The following is a 16,212-nucleotide window of genomic DNA, read 5'->3' on the forward strand; positions in this document are numbered from 1 at the left end:
GTGGCACAAACGCATACACTCCAGCGATTGACGAGGGATGGCCTGCCGCTCAGTCTTCCGGCTCCATTTTTACTCGCGGAAACAGTCGATGCCCTTCGTAACGATAGACGGACAGGCCCTTCACTACATCGATCAAGGCACCGGCCCGGCGGTTCTGCTGGCCGGTAGTTACCTGTGGGACCAGGCCATGTGGGCGCCGCAGATTGCTGCGCTCTCGCAGCAGTATCGTGTGATCGCCCTGGACCTGTGGGGGCACGGCCAATCCGGGCCGTTGCCTGTCGGTACGACGTCCCTGGATGACCTGGCGCGTCAGGCCCTGGTCCTGCTCGATCATCTGGATATCGAACGGGTCACGCTGGTCGGCCTGTCGGTTGGCGGCATGTGGGGCGTGCGCCTGGCCTTATCGGCAGCGCACCGGCTCAATGGCCTGGTGTTGATGGACACCTACGTCGGCGCCGAACCGGAGCCGACTCGCCAGTATTACTTTTCACTGTTGAAGCAGATCGAGGAGGCGGGTGTTATCACGCCAGCGTTGCTGGATATCGTGGTGCCGATTTTCTTCCGGACAGGCCTTGATCAGCAGTCGGCGCTCTACCGGGATTTTCATGCTTCCCTCGCGGCTCTACCTGCGGATCGCCTGCGTGAAAGCATCGTGCCGATGGGGCGGATTACGTTTGGGCGCGATGATCAGTTATCGCGTCTGGGCGAACTGGATGCGGCGAACACGCTGGTGATGTGCGGCGATCAGGACAAGCCTCGGCCACCGGGTGAAGCCCGTGATATGGCCGAGTTGATTGGCTGCCCGTGGGTGCTGGTGCCGGAGGCGGGGCATATTTCCAATCTGGAGAATCCGGACTTTGTCACCCAAGCGCTGCTGGAGTTTTTGGCTGAGCGCAATCCGGCGTAGGGTTTGCAAAAAAGATCGTCCGAACGCGGCCCGCGTTCGGACGATCTTTTGATCTTGCTTACTTCGGTCCGAGAATCTTCGCCAGTTTGTCCGGTGACGGCGCGCCTTGCTGCTGTTGCAGATTGCCCTTGTCGTCCATGTAGAAAATCGCCGGCGTCGCCTGCAACTCCAGTTCTTCCATCAATTGCATGTTGGCCGCGAACTTTGCCTGAATCGCCGGCGGCACTTCCTTCAAGGCCTTGAGCGAACTGTCCTTGCCGGAGGCTTCGTGGTCCTGCAGGGCTTTTTCCGGGTCCTTGGCTGCGAGCAGTGCGGCGGATTTCCCCGGGCTGTCTTCACGGATGATGCCCACCATGATGTGGCGCAACTGCACCTTGCCAGCCTTGACCCACGGCCGGGCCTGTTCCCAGAACATGTTGCAGTATGGGCAGTTCGGGTCACTGAACAGGTACACCACGCGCGGTGCATCCTTCTTGCCGTCGCCGATCCAGTTGCTGGTTTCGAACTTGGCCCAGACTTCCTTGGCCATCGGGGCATACACCAGTTTCTGCAATGGCGCGCTGCTCAGGTCATTGCCCTCGGCGTCATACAGGTTGCCCAGCAACACGTGTTTGCCATCCGGGGTCAGGTACAGCGCCATGCCGCGGTTCTGGTATTGCGCGGCATAACCGCGCAAGCCGTCGGGGGCGTCGAACTGGCCGACGATTTTCGCGCCCTTGGCCTCGATTTTCTTGATCGCATCGGGCAACTCTTCGGCCTGCACCGATGGCAGGTGCAACAGGGCAGCACCGAGGCTCAGGGTCAGCAGGTGGCGGAGGCGGGACATGGCAGTTTCCTTGAAGAGGTGACGGGTACGGTGTCGAAGTTTTCCAGCGCGCGGGCCAGGCTGGCTTCCGACAACTCGCCCAGATGGCTGCCCAGCAGGCGACCCTCGGGGTTGTAGAACAGCGTAGTCGGTAGCGCCATGGAACCGACGGCCTGGCTCAGGCGTCCGCTGCCGTCGAACAGCACGTTGGACAGGCTCAGGCCCTGGGTTTCCAGAAAGGTCGCGACGCTTTGCATGCTTTCCGCCTGATTGACGAACAGGAACGTCAGGTCCGGCCGTTGTTGCTGGGCGTTTTCCAGCACCGGCATTTCCCGGCGGCACGGCGGGCACCAGGTGGCCCAGAGATTGATCACCAACGGGCCGCCCTTGTAGTCGGCCAGTTGCACGGTTTCGCCGGCGGCGTTGCGCAAGGTGATTTCCGGCAGGCGTGTGCCTTGTTCATAAATTGACAGGGAGATCGTCGCCAACAGCCAGAACGCCAGGCCGCTGGCCACGCCAAAGCCCAATGGACGGCGCAGACCCGGGCGACGCCAGCCGCGATACAGCGTGGCGAGCAACACCACGACCACCCCCGGCCAGGCGAGAAAACCGCCATCGCGCAGGTCGATGACCTGCCACGGATCATTGCGATAGTGCACCCAATAGGCCGCCACGAAACTGATTCGGGCCGCCAGCATGCCCAGCAGAAACAGGCTGAACAGCACCGACTCGGGGTTTTCACCACCGCGCCTGGCAACCCGCCAGCCGACAAAGGTGGCCAGCGCCAGCGCACTGATCAGCAGCAGGTGATTAAGCGCAATGGCAAAGGTGCCGAGGGTGAAGGTCAGCATTAACGGGCGTCTCGGGTGATGGTCCAGCGTTGCAGGAAAGTGTCGGCATCGACCTCGCCGGTGATGCGCTGGCTGCGCCGTTCTTCGCCGTCCGCGCCAATCCACAGCAGGCTCGGCGGCCCTGGCACTTTGTAGCGGCCGAGCAGTTCGCGGCTGGCGGCATTGTCGGCGGTGACGTCCAGTCGGAGCAAGCGCACATCGCTCAAGGCTTCGAGGACATGAGGTTTGCCGAAGACCTGCTTTTCCATGACTTTGCACGACACGCACCAGTCGGCGTAGTAGTCCAGCAGCACCCACTGGCCCTGAGCGTGTGCGGCGTCGAGTTCCCGTTGCAGTGCCTGCGGATCCTTGACGGTGGTGAAGGCATCGTGGCCAACCGGCACGGCGGCCACAACCTGGTTCGAGGCGCGGTAGACCAGCAATGGCTTGAACGGATCATCACTGCCAGCGGCCGCACCGATCACCAACAGGCCACCCCATAAACCGAGCAGCAACGAACTGGCGCCAAACAGGTGCGCGATACGACCAAAACCTTCGGACTGTTTCCAGGCGCTGTAGGCCGCGATCAACAGCAGCGCACCGCACAATCCGACCCACAGGGATTCGTCCAGCACCGGGCGCAGCATCAGCAATGCAGTGGCGAGGAACAGGAAGCCGAAAATGCCTTTGACCAGGTTCATCCAGGCGCCGGGCTTGGGCATGAAGCGATTGCCGACGGTCACCAGCAGCAACAGCGGTACACCGATGCCGATGCCCATGGCGAACAGAATCAACCCGCCATGCAGCGCGTTACCGCTTTGCGCGATGTAGAGCAGGGCGCCGGCCAGTGGGGCGGTCATGCACGGTCCCACCAGCAGACCGGACAGCGCCCCTAGCACCCCGGCGCCGATCAGGTTGCCGCCGCGTTGATTGCGCGAGACGTTTTCCAGGCGATCACGCACGGCCACCGGCAGTTGCAGTTCGAAGAAGCCGAACATCGGCAGCGCCAGCAGTACGAATATCGCCGCGAAACTGCCCAGCAGCCAAGGGTTCTGCAACCAGGCTTGCAGGTTCGCCCCGAGAGAGGCGGCCAGTACACCCAGCGCCGCATACACTAGCGCCATGCTGATTACGTAACTGCTGGCCAGGGCGAATCCACGTCTGGGTGTGGCGCCGCTGCCAACGATCAATCCAGCCAGAATCGGCAGCATCGGTAATGAACAAGGCGTGAAGGCCAGCAACAGGCCCAGGCCGAAGAACAGCAAAAGGCTCCAGCCCAGCGCCCGTTGTTGCAAGCTGCTGGCTAGCGCCTGGTCCGGTGCTTCAGTGGCTGCATTCAGCGCATTGGTGTTGCCCAGGTCCACGACCCTGGTCTGTGGCGGATAACACAAGCCGGCATCGGCGCAGCCTTGGTAACTGACCTTGACCTGACCGCTGGCGCCAGCGGGAATCTTCAGCTCCAGGCCTTGGCGGTAGACTTGCTGTTCACCGAAAAACTCGTCGCTGTGCGCTTCACCTTCCGGCAGCGGGGGGTGCTGTTCGACAGGCAATCCGTCGAACTTCAAGCGTTTTTGGTACAGGTAATAGCCGTCGGTGATCTGCCAATAGAGCTGGGTTTCACCGGATTCCAGACGTTCAGAGGTATACGTGAAGGCTTTATCAACCGGGAGAAATTCAGGTTTGGTGTCGAACGGATTGGTTCCGGGCGCCGCTTGAACCAGGCAGGTAAACAGCCAGAGGAAAAAAACAAAAATACCGCGCATCGAAAAAGCCTTAAAAACTGCTATTGCCGAGCACGATGATGGCCGCCGATTAACCGGGTGTTAACGAACTGATTCGCGCTGAAAACCGGGTTCACAGCGCGAATCGTCGTCACGGGATTAACGAGGGTCGCTATAGGTCAATCGGTATTCCGACATTGGCGGATGCGTGCGTTTCCACTCCTGTGCAAATGCTTTGCCGGCCGCTTTATCTGTTTCGGACAACGTTTCGGCAATCTGTGAAAAAACATCTGAGATGTTTTGGTATCCCTTGAACTCTTTGTGGCTTTCCATAATCAGCCACATGAGGCCGTAGGCGTTGACTAGATTCTCTTCGAGGCCGTACTCGACATCGATGCCATTTTCATCGTGGTATGCACCGCCAAGCGCATACGCGTAATAGCGCAGAGACCAAACGTCGTTTGTTTCCGTCCATTTAAGCAGCCATTCCTTTCTGACGGGAAGATCATGGCTGATGTGCGGACGATTGCTGTACCAATGTATCGCTTTCGGGAACCCGGCATCGGCTGCACGTTTGAGCCAGCCATCGATAGCCGTTTCGCGTTCATCCGTGTTCGGAATGAGGGAATGATCGTTGTCATAATGCACAGCAAGACTGTATTGCGCTTCGAGAAATCCTGCTTCTGCAGATTTTTTCATCCATTCGATATCTTTGGTTAGTTCATAAAGTTGCAGCATGGCTTCGCTGTCGCCGTGATCGGCGCGCTCCTCTGCAAGCTCTTTCGCTTTGGCAAGCGAGGTTTCATCAGCTAATCGCAGTAAGGCACGGACGTCGCCCTGGGCACCGGCCTTTACGTACCATTCTCTCTCTGCATGGGTTTTATCCTCCTCTTTGAGACTTCTTTCCCGGAGTGTGATGACCTGTGCGAGTGCATACTGCGAATCGCGGTCCCCTGCGGTGGCGGCAATCATGAGATAGGCCTCCGATTCCCGATATTCCCCCAGGTTGTAAAGTTGCAGACCTTTTTTCCTGGCGGCTTTTTGCTCATCGTTCAGTTGGGTGATCAGTGAGCCAAGCGTGTTGAGCAAATTGAACAAAGACGTCAATGCGTCCGCGTGTATATACATGGTCAATACCTGTGTTGATGGAAGTTTGGGTGGTACGTCACACAGGTTATTCAGGCAGGAGGGTGCAGGTGCGGTACATATTTATAGGATGCCCGACAAACCATCAGTCTTGAGAAATGACTGTCAGCAGCCGGTCAAGGCATAATCCTGGCTTAACCCGGTGTCTTTTTAATCAATGTCTTTCGACAGGGTTTTCCATGCACATACTGGTTTGCGAAGACGATGAATTGATCGCCAGCGGTATCGTCGCCGGCCTGACCGCCCAGGGCCTGACCGTGGAACACGTCGCCACGGCGTCCGCCGCACGGGCGATGCTCAAGGTCGCGGAGTTTGATGTCATGGTGCTCGATCTCGGCCTGCCCGATGAAGATGGCCTCAAGTTGCTGCAGCAGTTGCGTCACCATGGCCTGGAAATCCCGGTGCTGATCCTCACCGCCCGGGACTCGGTCACTGACCGCGTCGATGGCCTGCAAGCCGGCGCCGACGATTATCTGCTCAAGCCGTTCGACTTGCGCGAGCTCGCTGCGCGCTTGCACACGCTGTTGCGGCGGGTGGCGGGGCGCAGCGTCAACCTGATCGAGCATGGTGCCCTGACCTACGACCCGAGCAGCCGCGAAACCACGCTCGCAGGGCAGCCGGTGGACCTGTCGCGTCGTGAACAATCTTTGTTGCAGGCCTTGCTGCATAACCGTGGCCGCGTGTTATCCACCGAGCAACTCAAGGACAGCGTCTACGGTTTCAACGACGAGCTGGAGAGCAACGCCCTCAACGTCCATATCCATCACCTGCGGCGCAAGCTCGGCAACGGCATTGTCGAGACCGTGCGCGGCCTGGGCTATCGCCTGGGGCCGGCTGATGGCGGAGAAGAATCGAAGTGATGAGCCTGCGTTTGCGCCTGAGCCTGACGCTCGGAGCCGCCTTTGCCTTGATCTGGGCCTTGGCCGCGGCCTGGATGCTCAGCGATTTGCGCAATCAAATGATGTTTTCCCTCGACCAGCGGCTGGTGGCGTCGGCGCGCATGGTCGCCGGACTGATGGAGCAACTGCCGCCCGTGCCGAGCAAGGGCGAGGGCACTCATTTCAGCGCCGAACAACTGAACATTCCGGGCGGCATGGCGTGCCAGGTCAGCTCGTTGCGCGGTGAGATCCTCGCCCGCAGTCACACCGATCCGCAGCAGACCCTGGAGGCCGAGAAACTTGGTTTTCACGATCAGATGATCGACGGCGCGCCGTGGCGCAGTTTTACCCTGGCCCGTGGCGATCTGCGCATCACTACCGCCGACCGGCAGATCGAGCGCGAGGCGTTGAACATGTCGATTCTGCTGGCCGCTTCGGTTCCGGTGGGCGTGGCGCTGCTCGGTTGCCTGTGTTTGCTCTGGCTGGGCATCGGCCAGGGGCTGGCGCCCCTCAACCGCATGCGCGACGCCTTGATGCGCCGCAGCGCCGACTCCCTCGAACCGTTGCAGATCCAGCCACTGCCCAGCGAGCTGCAACCCTTGCTGGAAACCCAGAACCAATTGCTCCAGCGCATCGGCAAGACCATCGAGCGCGAACGTCGCCTGACCGGTGACGCGGCCCACGAACTGCGCAGCCCGCTGACCGCGATCAAGACCCACCTGCAAGTGGCGCGGATGACTGACGGCAGCGCCCGGGACCAGTCCCTGGCCCGGGCCGAAGAGGGTGCCGACCGCATGCACCGGACCCTCGAACAATTGCTGTTGCTGGCGCGCGTCGAAGGCAGTCTGTCGTTTGACGACGGTGTGCAATGCAACGCCGAGCAAGTGGCGAAGCTGGCGATCCAGGACGCGGCGAGCGGCGATCGCCAGCGCATCAGGTTTCAGGCACCGGGCAAGGTATCCGCCGCGCCGGTACAAATGCCCGCCGTGTTGTCGATTGCCGCGCTGCGCAACTTGCTCGACAACGCACTGCGCCATACCCCCGCCGACAAAACAGTGGAGTTGAGCCTGGAGACCACCGGCAATCGTGTGCAGTTCGTGGTGCGCGACCATGGGTCGGGGATTGCCGAAGAAGACCTGCAACATCTGACCCAGCGCTTCTGGCGCAACGGCCAGAGCACCGGTTGTGGTCTGGGACTGGCGATTGTCCAGGCCATCGTTCAGCGTTGCGGTTGCACCCTGCATTTCGATAGCCGGCCGGACGGCTTGCGGGTTGAGCTGACGATGCCGCTGCAACCGGTCTGAAAAACACCGCTGAACCCTGTGGGAGCGGGCTTGCTCGCGAAGGCGGCGTAACAGTCGACATAAATGTTGAATGTGATGGCCTCTTCGCGAGCAAGCCCGCTCCCACAGGGTATTGCGGTGACCGCCAAGAAAGCGGATTGAAAGTCTAAATCCCCGCCTCGCTGATGCGTTTCCAGAACAGGAAAACCTGACAAGTGCGCCCCGTGACCGGAGCGCGCACCTGCCCGGTGTGCAGTTTTGGTCACTATCCACAGCGTATTGAGGGGTCGAGAGATGTCAGTCGCTACCAGCCTTATCGAAGAGCATCCGGCGACGTCCGCCGAGACGCTTTATCAATTCAACGAATCGCCGCTGCTGGCCCGTCAGAGCCGGCAGGAATCCAACGCCCGCAGCTATCCACGACGCATCCCCTTGGCACTCAAGCGCGCCAAGGGCATCTACGTCGAGGATGTCGAAGGCCGAACCTTCATCGATTGCCTGGCCGGAGCCGGAACCCTGGCCCTGGGGCACAACCACCCGGTGGTGATCGAAGCCATCCAGCAAGTGCTGAGCGATGAACTGCCGCTGCATACCCTCGACCTGACCACGCCGGTCAAGGACCGGTTCGTCCAGGACTTGTTCGGCTTGCTGCCACCAGCCCTGGCCGCTGAAGCGAAGATCCAGTTCTGCGGCCCGACCGGTACCGACGCCGTGGAAGCGGCACTGAAACTGGTGCGTACCGCCACTGGGCGCAGCACCGTGCTGTCGTTCCAGGGTGGTTACCACGGCATGAGTCAGGGCGCGTTGAGTCTGATGGGCAGCCTGGGGCCGAAAAAGCCTCTGGGCGCCTTGCTCGGCAGTGGCGTGCAGTTCATGCCGTACCCTTACGATTACCGCTGCCCGTTCGGGCTTGGCGGCGTGCAAGGGGTCAAGGCCAACCTGAGTTACCTGGAAAACCTGCTCAACGATCCCGAGGCTGGCGTGCAATTGCCGGCGGCAGTGATCGTGGAAGTGGTGCAGGGCGAGGGCGGGGTGATCCCGGCGGATCTGGACTGGCTGCGCGGTCTGCGGCGGATCACCGAACAGGCGGGTGTCGCGCTGATCGTCGATGAAATCCAGAGTGGCTTCGCCCGCACCGGCAAGATGTTCGCCTTCGAGCACGCCGGGATCATTCCCGATGTCGTGGTGCTGTCCAAGGCCATCGGCGGCAGCCTGCCGCTGGCGGTGGTGGTCTATCGCGACTGGCTCGACACCTGGCTGCCGGGCGCCCATGCCGGGACATTCCGAGGTAACCAGATGGCCATGGCCGCCGGCTCCGCGGTGATGCGTTATCTGGTCGATCACAAGGTCTGCGAGCATGCCGCCGCGATGGGCGAGCGCCTGGCCGAGCACCTGCGCATCCTGCAGCGGGACTTCCCGCAACTGGGTGACATTCGCGGGCGTGGCTTGATGCTTGGCGTCGAACTGGTCGACCCGACGGGCGCTCTGGATGCCCAAGGCCATCCGCCGGCCTTCGCCCGCCTGGCACCCCTGGTGCAGCGCGAATGCCTCAAGCGTGGCTTGATCCTGGAACTCGGTGGCCGCCATGGCGCGGTGGTGCGCTTCCTGCCGCCGCTGGTGATTACTGCTGCGCAGATCGATCGCGTGGCCGAAATCTTCGGTCGGGCCCTGGTCGCCGCCACTGCCAATCCCTAAATTTCCCGCCCGGCGGAACGTTCTTTCTACATAACGGCTGCGCACACGGCGCAGCCCGCCCGAAAACGATGGAGAGACAGCATGACGTCAGTATTCGACCGTGAGGACATCCTCTTTCAGGTCGTGGTCAACCACGAAGAGCAATACTCGATCTGGCCCGACTACAAAGCCGTGCCACAAGGCTGGCGCACAGTAGGCAAAGGCGGGCTGAAAAAGGAATGCCTGGCTTACATTGAAGAGACCTGGACCGACATGCGTCCGTTGAGCCTGCGGCAGAAAATGGACGAGCAGGCGGCTGTGGCGCACTGAACCGTCATGCAAAAAGAAGCCCGCTGGACTGGTGACAGTCAGCGGGCTTTTTCAGGTCTGGAGTCTTGTGTCGCCTATCAGGCCGCTATCGCGAGCAAGCTCGCTCCCACAGTGATCTGCGGCATGGCACAAATCCTGTGGGAGCGAGCTTGCTCGCGATGAACGATAACGCGGTCGTACTGACCTTAAACGCCGCTCAAACCCTTGATCAGCAAATCCACATTCCCCTCAAGCTCCGCCACCGGATCCTCGGCATCGGTGCTCAACACCACCAACCGGCTACCCGACCCGGCAATCACCGCTTTGAGTGCATCCGACGGCTGCCGGTGATGCAGCACCACCGCCACGTCATTGTCCTTGAGCGTCGTGGCCAATTGCGTGAGCGCTTCGGGTGTCCACTCGGCATCGGCGCGTGCGTCCTGGCCGATCAATTCCAGATTGAGACTGCCGATCAGGTAGCTGAAGTGATCGCTGAGGCTCATCACACTCAAGTTGTCCGCATTGGCCAGCCGCGCTTCGCTGTCGGCACTGAGCTTGAGCAAACGCTGCTTGAGCGCTGCCAGGTTGGCGTCGATTTTCGGCTTGGCCTCGGGAGCCAGGCGTACCAGGTCCGCCGCCATCACATCGGCCATGCGTCCCATGTTATTGCTGGAGAACCACGGCTGACTGTTCAGCCCGTCGACCTTGTTGTCGGGCTGTACGGCTATGCCGGGCAGGGCGCCGTCCACCGGGCGGGCGGCGTCGACTTCGACGATGCGGATATTGCTGCGCCGGGAGACCGGGTACAGCGGGTCATCCGGCCACAGTGAACGCAGGCCGATCACCGCATCGGCATCGTCCGCCAGCCTGGCCAGTGCCGGGGCGCCACGGCCGGTGAAGTAGGCGGTCTGGCGGCTGCCGGGCAGGTTGGCCGGGGCCGCGCGTTCGAGGCTGACATCGGTGCCCTTGAGCAAGGCTTCGCCCAGGCCATAGGTAATCGGCAAGGAGGCCAGCACGCGCAGCGGTTTACCGTTGTCGGCGGCGCTGGTCGTTGTCGCCAGTCCACACAGGGCGACGGAGAGGGTCAGTTGGCGCAGTGAAAAAGTCATTTATCCAAGGTTCCCTTTCAGGCTGGGGACGACGCCGCGCGCGAGGGCGGCCAGGGCGAAGGCGATACCGGCCACGAGGATGATCGCGGCACCGGAAGGGATCGGCAGGTCAAAGACGATCGGCGCGAGAATCCCGCACAGCGTGCTGACCGTGGCGATCAGCACCGAACACCAGAAAAAGCCCTTCAGCGATTGGCTGAGCAGGCGTGCCGCGGCGGCCGGAATCACCAGCAGGGCGCCCACCAGAATCGCGCCGATGACCTTCACGGCGGCGACGGTGATCAGCGTCACCAGAATCACGAACAGATAATCCAGGGTTTTCACCGCCACCCCGCGTACCGCCGCCAGCTGCGGATTGAAACTGGCGAGCATGATGCGGTTGTACAACGGCAAGGCCAGAGCCATGACCAGCGAACCGACGATGGCCAGCACCAGCAGGTCATTGCCGTTGACCGTCAGCACCGAACCGAACAGTACGTTTTCCAGAATGTGCACGTTGATCTTGCCCGCCAGAATCAGCAGCAGGCTCGCGCCCAGGGCGAGCGACACCGAGAGAAACACACCGATCAAGGTGTCTGGCGCCAGGCCGGTGCGGTTGCGCAGGTAATTGAGCAGGATGCCGAACAGCAGGCAGTAGCCGAACAGGCTGCCGTAAGGCCCGGTGTAGGGTTCGCCGAGCAGGATGCCAATGGCCACGCCAGTGAGCGCAGCATGACCGACCGCCTCGGAGAAAAACGCGAAGCGCTTGACCACCACCAGCGTGCCCAGGCCTCCCAGCACCGGGCCGATCAGCAGCCCGGCGATCAAGGCGTTGACCACGAACCCATAGGCCAGCGCCTCGGGCAGATAACCCGACGACGCCCAGCCCTGGACCATCAGGCGAAAAGCTTCGTAACTCATCAGGCAAGGCTCCGTGGGTGGGTCGAGAACAGGGTCAACAGACGCTCTGGTGTCAGCGCCTGTTGCGGCGTGGCGTCGAACAGCACCCGGCGATTGAGCCCGGTGACATGATCGGCCAGGCGCCCGACCGCTTCCAGGTCGTGCTCGATCCACAGCACGGTGATGCCCGCCGCTCGCCAGTCGCCGAGCAAACGTTCGAACACCCGGATGCCGGCCTCATCGAGGGCCGACATGGGTTCGTCGAGCACCAGCAATTGCGGAGGCGGAATCAGCCCCTGGGCCAGCAACACCCGTTGCCGTTCGCCGCCGGACAGCGCGCCCATGCGGCGCTTGCGTTTGTCCTGCATGCCGACCCGCTCCAGCGCCTCGCCAATCGCCGCCGCGTAGTGTTTGCTCAAGCCGAGAAAGGCCGGGCGACGCTGGCACATGGCGGCCATGAAATCGTCGACGGTCATCGGCAAGCCCCGGTCGAACTCCAGCGCCTGTGGCACATAGCCGATGGTCCCTGGTTCAGCGGGCCATTGCAGGCTCAAGCGGCCCTGGTGGGGCATCTGCCCGAGCAGGGTCTTGATCAGCGAACTCTTGCCGCCGCCGTTGGGGCCGACCAGTGCGTGCACACTGCCGGGGCGGACCTTGAAGGTCACCTGGTCGAGGATCGTCGTGCGGCCAAGGGTCAGGCAGACGTCAGCAAAATCCACGGTCGGTCCGAGAACCTGTGGGAGCGAGCTTGCTCGCGATTGCGGTGTGTCATTCAATGATGATGTTGCATGGCCGGACGCCTTCGCGAGCAGGCTCGCTCCTACCGGGGATTCTGCATCGGCCAGAATGGTTTCTTTCGATGTCATTGGCCGGACTCCTGAATCGCCCGCACCACGGTGTCGAGGTTGCCGGTCATTTCCTTTTCGTACTTGTCGGCGCTGTATTCGCCGTAGGAGATGTGCGACAGCGGATACAGCTTCACCCCGGATTCACGCTGGATGGTGTCGACGTAAGTGGAAGGGAAGTCCATCTCCGAGAAGATCACCTTTACGTCCAGCTCACGCAGTTGATCGATGGTTTTTTTCAGCTGGCTCGGGCTTGGCTCGATACCGTGGGCCGGCTCGACCACAGCTGTCACTTCGAGGCCGAACTCACGCAGCAGGTAGTCGTAGGCCGCGTGCACCGTGGCCACCCGCAGTTCGGCGCTCGGTGCCTGGGTCAGTTTGGCCAGGGCGTCGGCGCGCATCTTGCGCAAGCGCTTGCCGTAGGCGCGGGCATTTTCGGTATAGGTCTTGGCATTGACCGGATCGAGCTTGCCCAGCTCCCGGGCGATGTTGTTGACCTGGGCAATCGAGGCGCTGATCGACAGGAAGGTGTGCGGGTTCACCACTTTGCCGGCACCGCGAGCGGCCACGCCGGTGGCGGCCAGCAGCGGTACGTTTTCGTTGGCTTCGATCACCGGGACCCTTGGGGTTTCGCTGGCGGCGATCATGCGGTCGGCGAAATCGTCATGACCTACGCCGTTGAGCACGATCACGTCCAGCCCGCTGATGCGCTTGATGTCTTCGGCGCGGGGCTCGTAGGCATGCGGGTTGAAACCGGCCGGAATCAGCGGCACCACTTCGGCCTTGTCGCCGACGATGTTCGCCACGTAGCTGTAGTAGGGGTGCAGGGTGATGCCGATGCGCAGACGCTTGGCTTCATCAGCGCTGGCCAGTGAGGGCAGCAGGCAGGCGAGCAAGCCGACCAGCAGCAGGCGTAAAAAACAACGGTGAGATGAATTGGGCATGGGAAAGCGGTCTTCTCTCGGAAAAAGGCGAGGGTTCAGTGCCGGTGCTGGCGGGTCACGCCGGCATCGAATTGCGCGACGATTTGCTGCCAGCCAGCGCTTTCGAGCGCGGCGTCGCTGAGGTCGGCCGGTGCCGTGAGCGTGCTGGCGCGGTTGAGCCAGATGTCCGGTGCATCATTGGCTGCGGCCAGGCGCATCAGGAATGAACCGGCGACCGTCGGCGCCTGGCTCTGGCCGAAATAGGCCTTGGCGTCGAGCAATTGCCAGGCATGGCCGCCCCGACTGACGGCGCTGGCGTCCCGGGCAAACGGGGCAAACCCTTCCTCGGCCAGCACTTCGGGTGTCGGCAACGTTTGCTGCTCCTGGCGCAGCAGCTGGATCTCGTCCAGCGTCACCCGCAGATCGGCGTAGATACCTTGCTCGGATGGACTGAGGTCACGGCGCGCATCCAGTTGATGGCTGCTGACACTGCTTACCTCATGGGATTCGCCGCGCCAGAGCACCACCGAGCCGGCCACCGCCAGGATCATCAGGCACAGCAACAGAACGTAGAGGGTTTCGTGACCGGCCCCGGCCGGGCGCACGACTTGGGTCGTTGGAGTGCTCATGGTGCCTCGATGTCCGCTTGGTCGATTTCCACGACGTGACCGGGGCCGGCATCGAACAGCACATAGAATTCGGCGCCGGGCTTCTTGAAGGTCAGGGTCGAATCAGGCCCGAGCTTGCCCGGCACCAGAATGGTTTCGTCGTAGCCGATCACATCGAGGGTCACACCCGGAGCACCGCTGCCGTCGGAAAAACCGCCGGTGCACTTGATCTGCTCCGCGTCGATGGCCTTGCACTCGCACATCGGGTTGTGGGCCAGGGCGCTGGCGCTGAAGCCGGCGCAGAGCACCAGCAACATGGCGTTGAGCGGGCGAAGAGGGTTGATCATGGTTTGCCTCCTTGTTTGTTCAACCAGGCGATGGTGGCGGGGGAGGCCTGGCTCAAAGGAATGGATGCCTGATGCATGGCGCCGTCCCAGCCTTCCATGGTGATCCACAGTTCGGCGTCGGCCCTGGTCTTTTCCGGGACGGGCAGCGAAGCGCCCATGCGGTAGGGCGTGCCGAAGAAAATCACCCCGGCGGCGCGCAGGCTGCGGGGCTTGCCGATGCGCAGGTAAGTGGCCTTGACCTGGTCGATACAGGCCTCGCACAGTGCTGCGTTGAAACCCTTCATGTAGCCGGCTGGGCCTTCGAGCATCGGGGCTGAATTGCGCAATTCAGCCAGGCGCAAGCTCCAGGGGCCGATCCGGACTTCGCCGACTTCCCGTTCGCCAAGGCCGCTGTCGCCGCGCATCAATGCCTCGTCGGCGAAGTACTTGGTCATGAAGCCGAGTGGAATCAGCAACAACAGGACGTTCAGGTGAAAGCGCCATTTGTGCCAGAACAGGCTCAGGCGCGAAGGTTGCGGGGCTGCAATGTCTTTGCTCACAGTTCGACCTCCGACACTTCGTGGTTCGTGGCCGGTTGCGCCGCGGTGTCGCGTTGTTTTTTGTTGCTGCGTTTGAAGGCATTGGCCGTGGCCAGCGCCGTGCGCTTGGTCCAGATCAGCAGACCGCTGAGCACCATCATGCTCAGCAGCAGGCCGAAGAATGCCCAGATCAGCTTGATCCACAGTCCGCCGAAGTCGCCGGTGTGCAGCGGGCGCATGGACTCGGTGACGAACTCCAGGGCCGAGCGGTCCGAAATCAGGCGCGAGGCGGCGATTTCGCCGTTGTACGGGTTGATCGTGGCAGTCTGGAACATCAACGGATACCAACCGCGCCCGCCGACATCCAGGTGGCTGTAGGCATTGCCCGGCAGGCTGACGAAACTGGCCTCCAGTCCGGAAATTTTCTGTGTGGCGATTTCAACCGCACGGTCAAGGTCGATACGCGGCGGGGGCGAGCCATCGGCTGACAGCGGCACCGCTTCGCGGGACATCGCCGGGATGATCTTTTCCGTGGAAATGGAAATCTGGTTATCGAACAGCAATGCCTGGATCAGGAACCAGGTGCCGGTGACGGAAATCACCGCGATGAACCAGATCGACCAGATGCCGCTCAAGCGATGAAAGTCGCCCCAGAAAATTCGCGCGCCATGACGAATGCGCAGGGTCGGACGGAAGAAGCCTTTCCAGAAGCGTTTGTAAACCACCAGTCCCGTGACCAGCGAAGCCAGCAACGGCAGGCCAAGAAACGACACCAGGTACCAGCCCCAACTGTAGCCATTGGTAAAAGGCACCAGCCACCAGCCGTGCAGCGCCCGGGTGAAGGCGCGGAAGTTGAACTGCGGCGCGACACCCTGGATCACGCCGCTGTACGGATTGACATAAATCACCACCGAGCGCCCGTCGGGGTAGCTGACTTCGACATCCAGGGCGAAGTGCGACTCGTCGGGGCGGCTGATGCTCTGCACCACGGTCTGCGGTTCGGCCTTGTTGATGGCCTCGATGACCTGCTGGTAGCTGAGCAGCGGAGCATCGTCCGAGGGTTGGCTGGCGCGCATTGGCGGGTTGGCCAGCCAGACGATCTCCTGGCTGATGACGGCCAGGGTGCCGGTTACACAGACGATCAGCACGAAAAACCAGATCGGCAATGCCAGCCAGCTATGGACCAGGAACCAGATCTTTGAACGGGACTTCTTTGACATGTTGGAGGTCTTGGCTGGATGAGAGGCGGCTCGGCTGCGGGCTTCGCAGGGATGAGCGCCCTGAAGGTCCAGTCGTGGCTTTTGCCTACGCGAAAGGACTGCATCTATGTAGGACGGATGAGCAGGGGAAATCCCGAAAGGGGAAATGAAAGAAAATGTTTCTCATTGCCGACGGCTGTGGGCGGGCTTGCTTGCGCAAGTGATCAGCAA

General features: G+C 61.8%; 17 protein-coding genes. 5 read left to right on the top strand and 12 right to left on the bottom strand.

Annotated elements, in window-relative coordinates:
- Positions 1-88: 88 nt before the first annotated feature.
- Complete coding sequence (locus tag ASD95_RS26495) at positions 89-907, top strand: alpha/beta fold hydrolase (RefSeq protein ID WP_056727060.1); 819 nt, start codon at positions 89-91, stop codon at positions 905-907.
- Between the two features lie 58 nt (positions 908-965).
- Here ASD95_RS26495 and dsbG read toward each other — a convergent pair whose 3' ends face one another.
- From dsbG to ASD95_RS26515, 4 genes are all read right to left on the bottom strand, one after another.
- Positions 966-1,733, bottom strand: a complete 768-nt coding sequence (gene dsbG, locus ASD95_RS26500) for a thiol:disulfide interchange protein DsbG (protein WP_056727059.1) — start codon at positions 1,731-1,733, stop codon at positions 966-968.
- Positions 1,709-2,563 carry a TlpA disulfide reductase family protein gene (locus ASD95_RS26505; RefSeq protein WP_056727058.1) on the bottom strand — a complete coding sequence of 285 codons (855 nt, stop codon included), beginning with the start codon at positions 2,561-2,563 and terminating at the stop codon, positions 1,709-1,711. The genes dsbG and ASD95_RS26505 overlap by 25 nt, the downstream gene beginning before the upstream one ends.
- Positions 2,563-4,305 (bottom strand): protein-disulfide reductase DsbD, encoded by a 1,743-nt coding sequence (gene dsbD, locus ASD95_RS26510; RefSeq protein ID WP_056727057.1) that lies wholly within the window; start codon positions 4,303-4,305, stop codon positions 2,563-2,565. Before dsbD ends, ASD95_RS26505 begins: the two co-directional genes overlap by 1 nt.
- 117 nt (positions 4,306-4,422) lie before the next feature.
- Entirely contained in the window at positions 4,423-5,391 is a 969-nt protein-coding gene (locus tag ASD95_RS26515) for a tetratricopeptide repeat protein (protein WP_056727056.1), read from the bottom strand.
- Positions 5,392-5,588: 197 nt separating this feature from the next.
- On the opposite strand from ASD95_RS26515, the gene ASD95_RS26520 reads away from it, so the two are divergent.
- The 4 genes from ASD95_RS26520 (at position 5,589) to ASD95_RS26535 (ending at position 9,574) form a co-directional block, all read left to right on the top strand.
- The gene (locus ASD95_RS26520) at positions 5,589-6,269 is read left to right on the top strand and encodes a response regulator (protein ID WP_056727055.1); all 681 of its coding nucleotides are present in this window, start codon (positions 5,589-5,591) and stop codon (positions 6,267-6,269) included.
- On the top strand, positions 6,266-7,591 hold the full coding sequence (locus tag ASD95_RS26525; protein WP_056727054.1) for an ATP-binding protein: 1,326 nt from the start codon (positions 6,266-6,268) through the stop codon (positions 7,589-7,591). Before ASD95_RS26520 ends, ASD95_RS26525 begins: the two co-directional genes overlap by 4 nt.
- 273 nt (positions 7,592-7,864) lie before the next feature.
- Entirely contained in the window at positions 7,865-9,265 is a 1,401-nt protein-coding gene (locus ASD95_RS26530) for an aspartate aminotransferase family protein (protein ID WP_056727053.1), read from the top strand.
- 81 nt (positions 9,266-9,346) lie between these two features.
- Positions 9,347-9,574 carry an MbtH family protein gene (locus ASD95_RS26535; RefSeq protein WP_056727052.1) on the top strand — a complete coding sequence of 76 codons (228 nt, stop codon included), beginning with the start codon at positions 9,347-9,349 and terminating at the stop codon, positions 9,572-9,574.
- A gap of 185 nt (positions 9,575-9,759) precedes the next feature.
- Here the strand turns inward: ASD95_RS26535 and ASD95_RS26540 are convergent, their stop codons facing one another.
- From ASD95_RS26540 to ASD95_RS26575, 8 genes are read right to left on the bottom strand one after another with little or no spacing between them, the layout of a single operon-like run.
- Positions 9,760-10,662 carry a metal ABC transporter substrate-binding protein gene (locus ASD95_RS26540; RefSeq protein WP_056727051.1) on the bottom strand — a complete coding sequence of 301 codons (903 nt, stop codon included), beginning with the start codon at positions 10,660-10,662 and terminating at the stop codon, positions 9,760-9,762.
- Complete coding sequence (locus ASD95_RS26545) at positions 10,663-11,562, bottom strand: metal ABC transporter permease (RefSeq protein WP_056727050.1); 900 nt, start codon at positions 11,560-11,562, stop codon at positions 10,663-10,665. It lies immediately after the preceding gene.
- Positions 11,562-12,407, bottom strand: a complete 846-nt coding sequence (locus tag ASD95_RS26550; RefSeq protein WP_056727049.1) for a metal ABC transporter ATP-binding protein — start codon at positions 12,405-12,407, stop codon at positions 11,562-11,564. The genes ASD95_RS26545 and ASD95_RS26550 overlap by 1 nt, the downstream gene beginning before the upstream one ends.
- Entirely contained in the window at positions 12,404-13,330 is a 927-nt protein-coding gene (locus ASD95_RS26555; protein WP_056727048.1) for a metal ABC transporter substrate-binding protein, read from the bottom strand. Before ASD95_RS26555 ends, ASD95_RS26550 begins: the two co-directional genes overlap by 4 nt.
- Positions 13,331-13,365: 35 nt before the next feature.
- A complete protein-coding gene (locus ASD95_RS26560) occupies positions 13,366-13,938 on the bottom strand; it encodes a DUF6162 family protein (protein WP_056727047.1) in 573 nt (190 codons plus the stop codon).
- Entirely contained in the window at positions 13,935-14,264 is a 330-nt protein-coding gene (locus ASD95_RS26565) for a hypothetical protein (RefSeq protein WP_056727046.1), read from the bottom strand. Before ASD95_RS26565 ends, ASD95_RS26560 begins: the two co-directional genes overlap by 4 nt.
- Positions 14,261-14,803, bottom strand: a complete 543-nt coding sequence (locus tag ASD95_RS26570; RefSeq protein ID WP_056727045.1) for a hypothetical protein — start codon at positions 14,801-14,803, stop codon at positions 14,261-14,263. The genes ASD95_RS26565 and ASD95_RS26570 overlap by 4 nt, the downstream gene beginning before the upstream one ends.
- The gene (locus tag ASD95_RS26575) at positions 14,800-16,002 is read right to left on the bottom strand and encodes a PepSY-associated TM helix domain-containing protein (RefSeq protein ID WP_056727044.1); all 1,203 of its coding nucleotides are present in this window, start codon (positions 16,000-16,002) and stop codon (positions 14,800-14,802) included. Before ASD95_RS26575 ends, ASD95_RS26570 begins: the two co-directional genes overlap by 4 nt.
- Positions 16,003-16,212 lie beyond the last annotated feature (210 nt).

It is taken from the genome of Pseudomonas sp. Root71 (assembly GCF_001429045.1).
Classification (GTDB): Bacteria; Pseudomonadota; Gammaproteobacteria; order Pseudomonadales; family Pseudomonadaceae; genus Aquipseudomonas; species Aquipseudomonas monachiensis.